Source organism: Bradyrhizobium sp. LTSP857, assembly GCF_000938285.1.
Taxonomy (GTDB): domain Bacteria; phylum Pseudomonadota; class Alphaproteobacteria; order Rhizobiales; family Xanthobacteraceae; genus Bradyrhizobium.
Genome location: NZ_JYMS01000008.1, coordinates 15,163 through 28,724 on the forward strand (window position 1 = coordinate 15,163; position 13,562 = coordinate 28,724).

At 63.7% G+C, this 13,562-nt stretch carries 15 protein-coding genes; 7 read left to right on the plus strand and 8 right to left on the minus strand.

Going from position 1 to position 13,562, the window contains the following annotated elements; all coding sequences use genetic code 11:
• Nucleotides 1-87: 87 nt before the first annotated feature.
• Nucleotides 88-726 (minus strand): J domain-containing protein, encoded by a 639-nt coding sequence (locus UP06_RS05380; RefSeq protein ID WP_045001230.1) that lies wholly within the window; start codon nucleotides 724-726, stop codon nucleotides 88-90.
• Between the two features lie 135 nt (nucleotides 727-861).
• Here UP06_RS05380 and UP06_RS39630 point away from each other — a divergent pair, with 135 nt between their 5' ends.
• Nucleotides 862-1,131 (plus strand): BolA family protein, encoded by a 270-nt coding sequence (locus tag UP06_RS39630; RefSeq protein WP_082081264.1) that lies wholly within the window; start codon nucleotides 862-864, stop codon nucleotides 1,129-1,131.
• Between the two features lie 146 nt (nucleotides 1,132-1,277).
• On the opposite strand, the gene UP06_RS05390 is transcribed toward UP06_RS39630, so the two are convergent.
• The 3 genes from UP06_RS05390 to UP06_RS05400 are packed head-to-tail and all read right to left on the minus strand — an operon-like array spanning nucleotide 1,278 to nucleotide 4,411.
• On the minus strand, nucleotides 1,278-2,585 hold the full coding sequence (locus UP06_RS05390) for an HlyC/CorC family transporter (protein ID WP_045001232.1): 1,308 nt from the start codon (nucleotides 2,583-2,585) through the stop codon (nucleotides 1,278-1,280).
• Nucleotides 2,586-2,639: 54 nt separating this feature from the next.
• Entirely contained in the window at nucleotides 2,640-3,788 is a 1,149-nt protein-coding gene (aroB, locus tag UP06_RS05395; protein WP_045001233.1) for a 3-dehydroquinate synthase, read from the minus strand.
• Nucleotides 3,785-4,411 (minus strand): shikimate kinase, encoded by a 627-nt coding sequence (locus UP06_RS05400; protein WP_045001234.1) that lies wholly within the window; start codon nucleotides 4,409-4,411, stop codon nucleotides 3,785-3,787. The genes aroB and UP06_RS05400 overlap by 4 nt, the downstream gene beginning before the upstream one ends.
• Nucleotides 4,412-4,555: 144 nt before the next feature.
• Between UP06_RS05400 and UP06_RS05405 the strand changes: the two genes are divergently transcribed.
• The 6 genes from UP06_RS05405 (at nucleotide 4,556) to UP06_RS05430 (ending at nucleotide 9,635) form a co-directional block, all read left to right on the plus strand.
• Nucleotides 4,556-4,702 (plus strand): hypothetical protein, encoded by a 147-nt coding sequence (locus UP06_RS05405; RefSeq protein ID WP_008144572.1) that lies wholly within the window; start codon nucleotides 4,556-4,558, stop codon nucleotides 4,700-4,702.
• Nucleotides 4,703-4,719: 17 nt separating this feature from the next.
• On the plus strand, nucleotides 4,720-5,706 hold the full coding sequence (gene xerD / locus UP06_RS05410) for a site-specific tyrosine recombinase XerD (RefSeq protein ID WP_156162784.1): 987 nt from the start codon (nucleotides 4,720-4,722) through the stop codon (nucleotides 5,704-5,706).
• 181 nt (nucleotides 5,707-5,887) lie between these two features.
• On the plus strand, nucleotides 5,888-6,850 hold the full coding sequence (locus UP06_RS05415) for an acetyl-CoA carboxylase carboxyltransferase subunit alpha (protein ID WP_045001235.1): 963 nt from the start codon (nucleotides 5,888-5,890) through the stop codon (nucleotides 6,848-6,850).
• 445 nt (nucleotides 6,851-7,295) lie between these two features.
• Nucleotides 7,296-8,789 (plus strand): L,D-transpeptidase family protein, encoded by a 1,494-nt coding sequence (locus UP06_RS05420; RefSeq protein ID WP_045001292.1) that lies wholly within the window; start codon nucleotides 7,296-7,298, stop codon nucleotides 8,787-8,789.
• Between the two features lie 199 nt (nucleotides 8,790-8,988).
• Entirely contained in the window at nucleotides 8,989-9,225 is a 237-nt protein-coding gene (locus UP06_RS05425; RefSeq protein ID WP_045001293.1) for an AbrB/MazE/SpoVT family DNA-binding domain-containing protein, read from the plus strand.
• A complete protein-coding gene (locus tag UP06_RS05430) occupies nucleotides 9,222-9,635 on the plus strand; it encodes a PIN domain-containing protein (protein WP_045001236.1) in 414 nt (137 codons plus the stop codon). Before UP06_RS05425 ends, UP06_RS05430 begins: the two co-directional genes overlap by 4 nt.
• Nucleotides 9,636-9,804: 169 nt before the next feature.
• Here UP06_RS05430 and UP06_RS05435 read toward each other — a convergent pair whose 3' ends face one another.
• From UP06_RS05435 to UP06_RS05450, 4 genes are read right to left on the minus strand one after another with little or no spacing between them, the layout of a single operon-like run.
• On the minus strand, nucleotides 9,805-10,500 hold the full coding sequence (locus UP06_RS05435) for a branched-chain amino acid ABC transporter ATP-binding protein (RefSeq protein ID WP_045001237.1): 696 nt from the start codon (nucleotides 10,498-10,500) through the stop codon (nucleotides 9,805-9,807).
• A complete protein-coding gene (locus UP06_RS05440; protein ID WP_045001238.1) occupies nucleotides 10,493-11,227 on the minus strand; it encodes an ABC transporter ATP-binding protein in 735 nt (244 codons plus the stop codon). Before UP06_RS05440 ends, UP06_RS05435 begins: the two co-directional genes overlap by 8 nt.
• Entirely contained in the window at nucleotides 11,214-12,308 is a 1,095-nt protein-coding gene (locus UP06_RS05445) for a branched-chain amino acid ABC transporter permease (RefSeq protein ID WP_045001239.1), read from the minus strand. The genes UP06_RS05440 and UP06_RS05445 overlap by 14 nt, the downstream gene beginning before the upstream one ends.
• A gap of 32 nt (nucleotides 12,309-12,340) precedes the next feature.
• Nucleotides 12,341-13,561, minus strand: coding sequence for a substrate-binding protein (locus UP06_RS05450; protein ID WP_045001240.1), 1,221 nt, complete (start codon nucleotides 13,559-13,561; stop codon nucleotides 12,341-12,343).
• Nucleotide 13,562 lies beyond the last annotated feature (1 nt).

Genomic DNA, 13,562 nt, shown 5'->3' on the forward strand with positions numbered 1-13,562 from the left:
CGAAGCGCAATCCGGGAAAGTCGTCGTTGTGTGAGAAAGTCCCGGATTACGCTTGCGCTCCATCCGGGCTACGGCACGGGGGGAGGCTCAGGCCTCCCGCACCACCGTCTTCAGATAATTATACGCCTTGATGATCTCGATCAGGCGGTCTTCGGTGGAGCGGTCGCCGCCATTGGCGTCGGGGTGGTGCTGCTTCACCAGCGCCTTGTACTTGGACTTGACGTCGGCGAGCGTCGCACTGGGGCCGAGGCCCATGACCTGGAGCGCCTTGCGCTCGGCGTTCATCACCTTGCGGGTTTCGACCTTGGGCTGAGCGGACTCCGGACCCTTCCGCCAGCCGGTGCGGCCGTTGAGCTCCGCGAACATGCTGAACGGATCGAAGGCGCCGTCGATCTCGGCCTCGGCGCCTTTCTTGACGCCGCCATTGGCGCCCATCTTCCAGGTCGGACGGTGGCCGGTCAGCGCATCCTTCTGGTAGCGCGCCACGGCGTCGGCATTCATGCCGGAGAAGAAATTGTAGTTCTGGTTGTACTCGCGCACATGGTTCAGACAGAAGTGCCAGTACTCGCGCGAGTTCTCGCGGCCCTTGGGCGCGCGATGGGCGCCCTTGTTCTGGCACCCGGTCCATTCGCAATTGACCACGGTGTCGCGCGGCTTCGCTTCCGGCTTGCCCTTGTTCGGCTTGACGCGGATGGAGTCGAAGAACTTTGATGAATCGATCGGCATGACCAACTTTGACTACGCAATGCGAAAACCTTCAAGTCTTGACATTGCAATTAGGACAGAACCCGTTCTCAAGAACCGCCGCCAAAGCGGCCTATCGGCATTGACGGAGTGCGATCGCGCACCTTAATGGCAAACATGGCTACCAGAGACATTATCAGCAACAAGTTGCAGGAAGCTTTCACGCCGGAAAGCCTGCAAGTCGTCGACGAGTCACATTTGCATGAGGGCCATGCCGGCCATCGGCCGAGCGGCGAGACGCACTTTCGCGTTTATATCGTATCTCAGGCCTTCAAAGGGAAGAGCCGGGTCGAGCGCCACCGCATGATAAATGCGGCGCTGGCCGCGGAACTCTCCGGCAGCGTGCATGCGCTGGCGATCCACGTGCAGGCGCCCGGGGAAGGGTAACGCCCCAAATTCCGCCGTCATGCCCGCGCAGGCGGGCATCCAGTAAACACTTCTGTCGAGATTCAACCGATAGGCCACGGCGTACTGGATCGTCCGCCCCAGTGCGCAAGCGCGCACAAGGCGGACGATGACACTGATCGCGTGGCTCAAAACGACGTCCCTGCCCGCTTTGGCTTGGATTCCTCCAGCTCCGCGTCGCGCGGCACCGGTGAAATACGGAGTGCGGTGATGCGGTTGCGTTCGCGGCGCAGGACGCGGAAGCGGAAGCCGTGGAAGGTGAAGCTCTGGCCGCGGTCGGGTATCGATTGCGCCTCGTGAATGACGAGGCCCGCAACCGTCGTTGCCTCTTGGTCGGGCAGGCGCCAATCCATGGCGCGGTTGAGATCGCGGATCGGCACCGAGCCATCGACCACGACCGAGCCGTCCGGCTGGGCGCGCACGCCGGCGACCACGACGTCGTGCTCGTCGGAGATGTCACCGACAATCTCCTCCAGAATGTCTTCCAGCGTCACAAGACCTTCAACTTCGCCGTACTCGTCGACGACGAGCGCGAAATGGGTTTTCCGGCGCCGGAACGCCTTGAGCTGTTCGGAGACCGGGCGCATCTCCGGCACGAACCAGGGCGGCAGCGCGATGGTGGAGACGTCGATGCGCGAGGTGTCACCATCCGAGGCCCGGATCGCGCGCAACAGATCCTTGGCGTGAAGCACGCCGATGATGTTCTCCGGCTTCTCGCGCCACAGCGGAATGCGGGTGTATTCGGTCGCCAGCACCTCGCGCACCAGTTCCTCCGGCGGCAAATCGGCGTTGATCATCATCATCTCGGTGCGATGGATCATGACGTCGGAGACCTGGAGCTCGCGCAAATCCAACAGGCCACCGAGCATGTCGCGGTCCACCTTCTCGACCTTGCCCTCATGGTGCAGGAGATCGACCGCGCCGCGCAGGCGCTCGGTCGGCGACAGGATCGGCTGGTTCTCGCCGATGGCGACGCCGAACAGCCGCATCAGCATCCGTACGATGGTCTCGACCACCGCGAGCACCGGGCCCAGGACGAACACGGTGAGCCGCATCGGCCGCGCGACCGCCAGCGCTGTGCGGTCAGGCGCATTGATGGCGATGGTCTTGGGCAGCACTTCCGCGAAGATCACGACCAGCGCGGTCATCACGCCGGTCGCGTAGAGCACGCCGACCTCACCGAACCAGGCGGTGAAGATGCCGGTCGCGATCGCCGAGGCGCCGATATTAGCGATGTTGTTGCCGAGCAGCAGCGCACCGATCAGCCGCTCGCGATTGGCGATCAGCCGCGAGACGACGACGGCATCATGATTGCCCTGTTTCGACAGCCGCAGCATGCTGGCGCGCGAGGCGCCGGTCAGCGCCGTCTCGCTCGCGGCGAAGAACGCCGAGATGAAAAGGCAGAACACGACGATGGAGAGTCCGAGCCAGTCCATGCACCACTCAAGTTTATTGTTTTAACGCGTTTTCTTGCCGCGTTCAGCCGCGCCTCATGCCTTCTGCGCGAGCTTTTCCTGGAGGAAGTCCCGCACCGGAGCAGGTTCGACGTCCTTCGCGATGACGGCGCGCCCGACCGCCTCCAGCAGAATGAAGGTGAGCTTGCCGCGCTTGACCTTCTTGTCCTGCGCCATCAGGGCCATCAGCGCGTCGGCATCGGCAAGGCCTTCCTGCGCGAAGCCGGCGATGTCCTGCAAGCGGGTCGGCAAGCCGGCCTCGACGAGGTGGCGCTCGACGCGCGCCGCATCGGCCTCACCGATCATGCCGAGTTTCGCCGAGAACTGCGCCGCCAGCGTCATGCCGATCGCGACGCCTTCGCCGTGAAAGAGACGATCGGAGAAGCCGGTCGCGGCTTCCAGCGCGTGACCAAAGGTGTGGCCGAGATTGAGCAGCGCGCGTTCGCCGGTCTCGCGCTCGTCGCGCGAGACGACGCCGGCCTTGGCGCGGCAGGAGGTCGCGATCGCGTGCTCGCGCGCCGAGCCGCCCTTGACGATGTCGGCGTGGTTCTTTTCCAGCCAGGTGAAGAAGGCCTCGTCGCCGAGCACGCCGTATTTGGCGACCTCGGCATAGCCGGCGCGGAACTGCCGCGGCGACAGCGTGTCGAGCACGGCGGTGTCAGCGATGACCAGCACCGGCTGGTGGAAGGTGCCGAGCAAATTCTTGCCCTGCGGCGAATTGATGCCGGTCTTGCCGCCGACGCTGGAATCGACCTGCGCCAGCAGCGAGGTCGGGACCTGCACGAAATCGACGCCGCGGCGCAGGATCGCAGCCGCAAAGCCGGCGAGATCGCCGACCACGCCGCCGCCAAGCGCGATGACGAGATCGTTGCGCTCGATCTTTGCGGCGATCAGGGCCTCGCTGACCTTCGTCAGCCCAGCATAGGTTTTCGAGATCTCGCCTTCCTCGACGACGATTCGTGACGTCGGAATGCCGCTCGCTGCGAGCGATGCCTCGGCCCGCTCGAGCCAGTGCTTTGCGACGGTGCGGTCGGTGACGATGGCCGTGCGCACGCCGGGGCGCAAAGCCGCGACCCGTTCGCCTAGCGACGACAGCACGCCGCGGCCGATGATGATGTCGTAGGCGCGCTTCTCCAGCGCGACGTCGACGATGACGGAATCGGAATGTTTCAAAGGCGCAGTCATCTTAACGCACTCGCGACGTCGGCTGGTGGCTCGGATGCGGCGGCCTGGCCGCAGAGATGGCCGTGTAGCGTCTCGATGGTCTCCTCGACGATCTTGTCATGCGGCACGTCGCGCGAGGCGATGGTGAGGTCGGCATTGCTGTAGACCGGCTCGCGCTCGGTGAGGAGCCGCGTCACGGTTCCTTCGGGATCGGCGGTCTGGAGCAGCGGACGATCGGCGCGGCGGCGCACACGGCGCATGATGACGTCGTGATCCGCCTTGAGCCAGATCGAGATCGCCTTGGCGGCGATACGGGCGCGCGTCTCCTCGCGCATGAAAGCGCCGCCGCCGGTTGCCAGCACCACGGGTTCGCCGTCCAGCAGACGCGCGATCACCCGCGCCTCGCCGTCGCGGAAATGCCGTTCGCCATGGCGCTCGAAAATCTCCGGTATGGTCATGCCGGCTGCCGCCTCGATCTCGGTATCGGCATCGATAAAGGGCAGCTTGAGCCGCGCCGCCATGCGGCGGCCGATGGTTGACTTGCCGACGCCCATCATGCCGACCAGCACGATCGAACGCGTCCCGAGCGCCGACAGGATATCGGCCTCAGGGGAAGCAGGTGCTGGCAACGCGGCGTCGGACATGTCCCTCGCTCGATCTGCCGCCAAATGCGGCATCCGGCCACCTATACTACCCCCCAAGCTTCCCTCGCCAGAGGACTCTTGCCACGAAACGGCGAACATGTTGGATGATTTCATTGGTTAATTTGCTTGTCCGAGACCCTGCCAATGCCCAGCCTGTTCCGCTTCCTGACGGTCGTCGCCGTGCTCGCCGGCATCGTCTATGGCGTGGTCTTCGCGCTGGCGAATTTCGTCAATCCAAAACCGCGGGAAATGACCGTGACGATCCCGCCGGATAAATTTCTCAAGAAATAGCAGCTAGGCTCCGGGGCATGCGTGCCAAATCTGCTCCCAACAAGTCTTCTGCCAGCAAGCCCTCCGACGCCAAGCTCACCGGCCTGTTCCTCGACATGCTCGCGGCGGAACAGGGTGCCGGCCCCAACACGCTTGATGCCTACCGCCGCGACCTCACCGATTTCTCGGAATTTCTCGCCCGCACCGGCCATACATTTGCGGATGCGGAGACGCAAACGCTGCGCGACTACCTCGCCGATCTCGATACACGCGGCTTCAAATCCTCCAGCGTCGCGCGGCGGCTGTCGGCGATGCGGCACCTGTTCCGGTTTCTCCTGAACGAGCGCATCCGCACCGAGGATCCCGCGGCGATCCTGTCCGGTCCCAAGCGCGGCCGCGGCCTGCCGAAGGTGCTGTCGATCGCCGATGTCGACCGCATGTTGACACGCGCCAAGGAGATGAGCGACGCGGCGGAGGTATCACCCTCGCAACGGCTGCGGAATTTGCGGCTCTATTGCCTGCTCGAGGTGCTCTACGCGACGGGCCTGCGCGTCTCCGAGCTCGTGGCGCTGCCGCGCACGGCGGCCAAGCGCGATGCCCGCATGATCGTGGTGCGCGGCAAGGGCGACAAGGAGCGGCTGGTGCCGCTCAACGAGGCCTCGCGGCAGGCGATGGTGGATTATCTTGCGGCGACGGAAGCTGCAAAGGCGGACAAGAAGAGCAGCCTCGCTGCCTCGAAATGGCTGTTTCCCTCGTTCGGTGAAAGCGGACATCTGACGCGGCAGCATTTTGCCCGCGACCTCAAGGAGCTCGCGGTCGCCTCGGGTCTCCAGGCCCGGCTGGTCTCCCCGCACGTGCTGCGCCACGCCTTTGCCAGCCACCTGCTGCACAACGGCGCCGATCTGCGCATCGTGCAGACCCTGCTCGGCCACACCGACATTTCCACCACGCAGATCTACACCCATGTGCTCGAGGAGCGGCTGAAGAGCCTGGTGCGCGACCTGCACCCGCTGGCGGAGAAGTAGGCCGCGGCTCCGGCGAAACCGCCTTGACTTCGGCCACATCTCCGCAGAAAGAGCCGTGGCCTCACGCATGATTTGGCGCGCTGCCGAACAGCGCACAGGTCAACCCCTTGAAGAAGCTACACTTCTTTATGAGAAGCCAACCCCGTTTCGCTCTCTCACCCCGTCCCCCTATATTGAGTTGATGCCAGACCAGATGCGCAGCTATCTCGATTTCGAAAAGCCCGTCGCCGAGTTCGATTCCAAGCTCGACGAATTGCGCACGTTAGCTGCCTCCGGCAGCGACATCGCCGATGAGATCGGGCGGATCGAGGACAAGGCGGCGCAGGCGCTGGCCGACCTCTATACGAACCTGACGCCGTGGCAGAAGACGCTGGTCGCGCGGCACCCGCAGCGGCCGCATTTCTCCGATTTCATCAAGGGCCTGATCACCGAGTTCACCCCGCTGGCCGGCGACCGCAAGTTCGGCGAGGACGAGGCGCTGGTCGCAGGCTTCGGCCGTTTCCGCGGCGAGGCGATCTGCGTGATGGGCCAGGAAAAGGGCGATTCCACCGACAGCCGCATCAAGCACAATTTCGGCATGGCGCGGCCCGAAGGCTACCGCAAGGCGGTGCGGCTGATGGAGATGGCAGAGCGTTTCGGCCTGCCGGTGCTGTCGATCGTCGATTCCGCCGGCGCCTATCCCGGCATCGGCGCGGAAGAACGGGGCCAGGCCGAGGCGATTGCGCGCTCGACCGATGCCTGCATGGCGCTGCGCGTGCCGAACGTCGCGGTCATCACCGGCGAGGGCATGTCGGGCGGCGCCATCGCCATCACCACCACCAACAAGGTGCTGATGCTGGAGCACGCAATCTACAGCGTGATCTCGCCCGAGGCCGCCTCCTCCATCCTCTGGCGCGATGGCACCAAGGCCCAGGAAGCCGCCAACAACATGAAGATCACCGCCCAGGACATGCTGCGCTTCGGGGTGATCGACAGCATCCTGAAGGAGCCGGTCGGCGGCGCCCACCGCGACCCCGCCGCCATGATCGCCACCACCGGCGAGGCCATCGCCAAGGCGTTTGACGAGCTGCGGAACCTGGACGGGGATACCATCCGTAAGCTGCGCCGGCAGAAATTCCTCGATATCGGCCGGAAACTGGGCTGATTCGGGCGGTTTTGGGTGCCGTAGGGTGGGCAAAGCGAAGCGTGCCCACCGGCCCCGGCGCACGGTGGATGGATGGTGGGCACGGCGCTTTGCGCCTTTGCCCACCCTACCGACCTCTAGAAGCCCCCGCCAGTAACCCCGCATTAACCCTTTTTTTGCCCAAATCAGCGATCTCAGTGGCAGTTGGGCTGTAAGGCCCAAGTAAGGCCGCAAGTAAGGACGCAGTTTAGTCTCTGTTGACCATGCCACTGGGCCAACGGGCTCGTGATCCCCGGTCGGGTTGCGACCCCATCACCCAGAGGTTAGAATTTTAATCAATGGCTTCAGGGCATAAGGCTCGGAGCGTGGTCACCGAAACACCGTCGATGCCGATCTCGCATCGAAGGTTTGACCAGGCTCAGGATTGGGGTTTTCGAGCCTTGCCCGGAACGTTGTGGGGTTCGTCTTGACTGTTAGCTCGCTTGCGCGCGCGATTTTGGCTTCGGTTGCGCTTGCCGCCAGTGTTGTGCTGGCCGGCTGCGACACCGATCAGGTTTCGCTCGCGACCAACGCCAAGGCCAATCAGCCGGTCACGCCAAAGCTTCTCGCCGCGATGGTCGAGAAGGACATGGATCTGCAATCGCCGATCCTGGTACGCCTGTTCAAGCAGGAGGCCGAGCTCGAGATCTGGAAGCAGGCGCGCAACGGCCAGTTCGCACTGCTCAAGACCTATCCGATCTGCCGCTGGTCGGGCGATCTGGGTCCGAAGGTCCGCGAGGGCGATCGTCAGGCGCCGGAAGGATTCTACTCGATCAATCCGAGCCAGATGAATCCGCAGTCGGCTTACTATCTCTCGTTCAACACCGGCTTTCCCAACGCGTTCGACAAGGCGCTCGGCCGCACCGGCTCGCAGCTGATGGTCCATGGCGACTGTTCGTCGCGCGGCTGCTACGCGATGACGGACGAGCAGATCGCGGAGATCTATTCGCTCGGCCGCGAGTCCTTCTTCGGCGGCCAGAAGGCGTTCCAGTTCCAGGCCTATCCGTTCAAGATGACGCCGGTGAACATGGCCAAGCACCGCAACAATCCGAACATGGCCTTCTGGAAGATGATCAAGGAAGGCTATGATCATTTCGAGGTGACGCGGCAGGAGCCGAGGGTCGACTTCTGCGAGAAGAAATACGTGTTCGACGCGACCAAAACGCCCGACGCCAAGCGCGATCCCGTGTTCGACGCTTCCGCAAAGTGCCCGGCCTATGTGATCCCCGATGACATCGCCAGCGCCGTGCGCGAGAAGGAAGAGCGCGACCAGGCCGAGTACAACAAGCTCGTCTCCAAGGGCATCCCGGTGGCGCGCATGAACACCGGTATCGACGGCGGCATGAACAAGATTTTTGCGGCGAAGATTCCGGAAGGCTCGACCGGCCTGTCGGAAGGCGCCGAAGGCACCACGCTGCAGATGCTGGCGATGTCGAAGGCGCCCGGCACCATCCCCGGCACCGTCAATCCGCCGAAGCCGAATTTCGACGCAGTCGCAGCCGCGCCGCAGGAAGAGCCGGTCGTGGCCGTCGCCGCGCCCGCAGCCAACACCCGCGTCGCCACGGCCCAGCCGGCCGAGAAATCCGGCGGCTTCTTCTCCAATCTCGGCCGCAAGATGGGCCTGGGCACCGCTGACACGACGGCGACCGCCTCGGCTCCGCCGGCAGTTGCTGCACCGGCGGCGCCCGCCAAGCCGGCCGTCGCCGCAGCCAAACCCGCGCCGCAGCCCCAGGCGCCGAAGTCAGTCGTCGCCGTGAAGCCGGCCGAACCGGCCAAGCCCGACACGCGCCTTGCCGCGACGCGGCCGGCGCTGAAGCCGTCGGTGTCTGATGGAGCGGGCAGCAGCGACACGCAATTCGCGGGTGCTGCACCGGTGGTGCCGGCGAACTCGTTCGACAACCGGTTCTCGGCGGTGAAGTAGGCGATTTAGCCTCCCACTTAGAAGGGGTTCTGCCCGCATTTTCGGCGGCGCTGACATTAGGCCCCAATCACGCTGTCTTCGACCTTTTACGGTTACGGCGCAGGCCGTCTGGCCAATACCCACCTTCCCCCGGCTTTTTGACTGCAATGATATCCTTATTATGATATACATATAATCGTTGGATATCATGGAGGCTACGGTGCAGGTTTCCAAATGGGGTAACAGCCTCGCGGTCCGGCTGCCCAAGACGCTGGTGGAAGAGCTAGGCCTCAAAGAAGGTGACGAGCTCGATGTTGTCGCCGCGCGCAAAGGGACGATCGAGGTCGAGACCAAGGAGGAGCGTCGCCGGCGGGCGATCGAAAACATGCGCGCACGCAACTGGCCCTCCCTGCCTGCCGACTACAAGTTCGATCGCAACGAGGCAAACGAGCGGTGAGCGCGTTTTTCGATACCAACATTCTCGTTTACGCGCAGCAGACCGGTACCAAGGCGACAATCTCGCAAGACTTGATCGAGCAAGGCGGCACCATCAGCGTGCAGGTCCTGAATGAACTGGCAAACGTCTTGCGCAAGAAGCAGGGACGAAACTGGCGCGACATCGAGCTTCTGTTCGATGATATCGACGATACGCTCGATCCCGCACTTCCGCTGACGGTGAAGACCAGCCGTGCGGCCCTTGCGCTCGTGCGAGATGATGGATTCGCTTTCTACGATGCGCTGATCGTTGCCGCCGCGATCGAAGCCGGCTGCGATATCCTCTACAGTGAAGACATGCAGCACGGCCGCAGCATCGGCGGGCTCACCATCGTTAATCCGTTTCTCGGAAACGTCTCACCGTCACCCTGAGGTGGCCGCTTCTTCAGCGGCCCTCGAAGGGCGACCGCCCGGCTGACAGCTCGGCCGTGCATCCTTCGAGGCTCCCCATGCACCGCTTCGCGCCGCATGGCTCGCACCTCAGGATGACGGGGCTCGCAGGGGACGCGTTGCGAGGGATTTGAAGCTAACGGCTGCCCCTCTACGGCGCCAGATACCGCAGCAGCTCCGGATTTCCCCGCACATCACCCGCCGCGCCTTGTAGCGCGACCCGTCCGCGGTCCAACACGTAGGCGTAATCCGCAACGCGCAGCGCCAAATCGAGGTGCTGCTCGACGATGATGACGGCGATGTTTTTCGCGAGCTCAATCAGGCGCTCGGTGATCTCCTCGATCACGCCGATCCAGACGCCTTCAGTCGGCTCGTCCAGCAGCAGCAGTTTTGGATCGCCAAGCATGGCGCGGCCGATGGCGAGCATCTTGCGCTCGCCGCCGGAGAGCGTGCCGGCGGGTTGGTCGAGGCGCTGACCGAGCTTTGGGAAGATGGTCAGCACGTGGTCGACGGCGTCGGCCTTGCTGCTCGCGAGCGAGCCGACCGCGAGATTGTCGCGCACCGACAGGCGCGCGAATACCGAATGTTCCTGCGGCACATAGCCAATGCCGGCGCGCACGCGCTCCTGGGTCGCGCGGCGGCTGATGTCGCGGCCGTCGAAGGCGAGCTCGCCCTTCCACGCCGGCAGCTCGCCGACGATGGTCTTCATCAGTGTGGTCTTGCCGGCGCCGTTGCGGCCCAACACGGCAACGCCGCCCCGCCAGGGAATGCCGAGGTTGACGTCGAACAGGACCTGGCTGCGGCCATAGCCGGCGTCGAGATGCTTGATGTCCAAAAATTCAGGCACGGCGCAGATAAATCTCCTGGACGGCCTTGTTGGCCTGGATCTCGGACACGGTGCCGGACGCCAGCACCTTGCCCTGGTCGAGCACGGTGAGGCGATCACAGATGTCGCGGATGAAATCGAGATCGTGCTCGACGATCACGAGCGAGCAGTGCTGCTTGATCGGCTGGAGCAACTCACCGGTGACACGACGCTCTTCCAGGCTCATGCCGCCGGTCGGCTCGTCGAGCAGCAACAGTTTTGGCTTGCCAGCGAGTGCCATCGCGATCTCCAGCCATTGCTGCTGGCCGTGCGACAGTGCCGCGGCTGCGTCGAACGCACGGTCGACGAGGCGAAACTGCGTGAGCATGGTCATGACCTGATCGTGCAGCGCGCCTCTTGTGCGCGAGAACACGAGGTCGAACAGCGAAGACTGCGCCTGCAACGCGAGCAGAATGTTGTCGTACAGCGTCAGCGTCGGCAGCACGGAGGTGATCTGGAATTTCAGGCTCATGCCGGCGCGGGCGCGCTCGGTCGGCGTGAACGCGGTAATATCGGTGTTGATGAAGGAGACCTTGCCCTGTGTCGGCACTTCGGCCCCCGCAATGCACTTCATCAGCGTGCTCTTGCCGGAGCCGTTCGGTCCGATCAGGCCATGAAACTCGTTCTCGCCGACGGTCAGCGCCGCACCGTCGAGCGCGGTGAGCTTGCCGAACACCTTTCTGACACCGACAGCTTCAAGGAGCGGCATCGCGCTTCTCCTTACGGCTGGCACCAAAGCTGCCGACACGCTCGCGCTCGCCCAGCACAAAACTGATCAGGCCGAGCGGCCGGAACAGGATCACGAGCAGGAGCAGCACACCAAGGATGATCGGCCAGATGTCGCGGTAATTGTCCGAGAGCCAGAAGCTGACGCCTTCGACGATGATAGCGCCGATGACGGCGCCGATCAGCGTGCCGGAACCGCCGAACAAAACGTAAAGCACGACCTGGGTCGAGACGACGACGCCGACCATGTTGGGCCAGACGAAACCTTCGTGGAACGCATAAAGACTGCCGGCCAGACCCGCGACGGCGCCACCGATCGCGAAGATGATCGCCTTGAGATGCTGCGCCTTGTAGCCGAAGAAGGCGATGCGCTGCTCGTTCTCGCGCAGGCCTGCGAGCGCCAGGCCGAATTGCGAGCGCACCAGGAAACGGCAAAGCAGATAGACGACGACGAGAATGCCGAGCACGAGATAGTAGAAGGGCGGCCCTTCAGAGAATTCGTAGCCGCCGAGCGTCATCGGTGCGATCGAGGGGATACCGTTCTGGCCGCCGAGATAATACCAGCCGCGCGCAAGCCGATCGGCGGCGTATGATCCCGTCAACGTGCCAAGCGACACGAAGATCACGCTGGAGGGATGCCGTCCCAGCAGCAGGAAGCCGCCGAGCAGGAGCGCGAAGGCGAGACCGATGATCGTTCCCGCAGGGAGCACCAGGAAGATGTTGGTGATGTCCAAGTCGCGCGCGAGCAGCGCGACGCCATAGCCGGCCGAGCCGAAGAACAGGGCCTGACCAAAGCTCATGATGCCGGCATAGCCCCAGACCAGGTCAAACGACAGCGCGAACAGCGCGAGGATGATCACGCGTGTCGCAAACACCGTGAGATAGTCCTGCAGCACCAGCGGGGCGACCAGCGCCGCGACAAGCACAACGACCTCCACGATCGGCAGGACCTTTCGTCCTGCCGCGACCTGTCCCGCCGCTGCGCTTTCAGCCATCGCACCGTCCACTTCATCGCCGGCGTCGGCGACGATGGCCTGCTTTACCACACTCATGGACTTCGGCATTCCGCCTCAGCATTCCTCTCTAGCATGGCTCTCTAGCACTCCTTGGGATCGACGAGCCCGTCGCTGCGTCCGACGATCTCGTAGTTCCCGGCCTTGGCGACCGCGGTGTACATCTTCATCTTGCAGTGCCGTTTGCCCGGCACCATCTCGGCCGGTCCGCCCGGACCTTCGGCGATCTTGGCGTGATCGAGCGCGGCGGCGACGGATTCGCGGTCGACCTTGCCGGCTTCCTTGACGGCGGCTTCCCACAGCTTCAGGCCGCGATAGGTGCCGGTCGCCGCACTGCCGGCGGCGAACAGGAAGTTGCCGGGGAAATCCTTTTCATAGGCCGCCTGAATTTTCGCGTTGAACGCATCCTCCTTGGTCAGCACCTTGAAATAATCGAGACAGCTTGCGAGCCCCTCGATCTCGGCCGCCTGGTTGATGTTGAGGGTGTTCTCGTCATAGTAGACGCAGGCGAGCCGACCGCCGTTCTTGAGGAAGCCCGCTTCATAGAGCTGCTTGAAGAAGGGGCCGACGCCCGGCGGAATGACGGTGTTGAAGACGACGTCAACCTTGTTGGAGATGATGCGGTTGACGGTCGAGGAGAAGTCGACCTGGTCGAGCGGATAATATTCCTCGAACACGACCTCGCCGCCGTTGGCTTCGATCACCTTGCGGGCATAGACGTTGAGCGTGTGCGGCCAGACATAGTTGGCGCTCGGCAGAGCAAACTTCTTGCCACCGTTCTTGATCAGCCAGGGGATGAAATCGTCGCATTGCTGCGCCGGCGTCGGCCCGGTGCAGAACAAATAGGGCGTGCACTCCTTGCCTTCGTAGAGCTGCGGGTAGATGTAGAGCGTCTTGCCGCGCGCCACGATCGGATCCTTGATCGCGTTGCGCATCGATGAGGTGATGCCGCCCAGAACCATGTCGACCTTGTCGCGCTGGATCAGCTTGCGCACGTTGCCGACGGCAACGGATTCGTTCGACGCGGTGTCCTCGATGTAGAGCTCGAGCGGACGGCCGAGCAGGCCGCCGGCATCGTTCATCTGCTTGATCAGCATCTTGGCGACGTTGGCGTCCGCCGTACCGGCATAGGCGATCGGGCCGGTGAGGTCGGTCGCGATGCCGACCTTGATCGGAGCCTCTGCGGCGTTGGCCCAGGGAGCCGGGATGACCCAGCTACCGACGCCGGTCGCGACCGCGCCGGTGGCAAAGGCAAAGTTACCGAGAAAGCGGCGGCGGGTGAGATTGGTGCGATCTGCAAACATT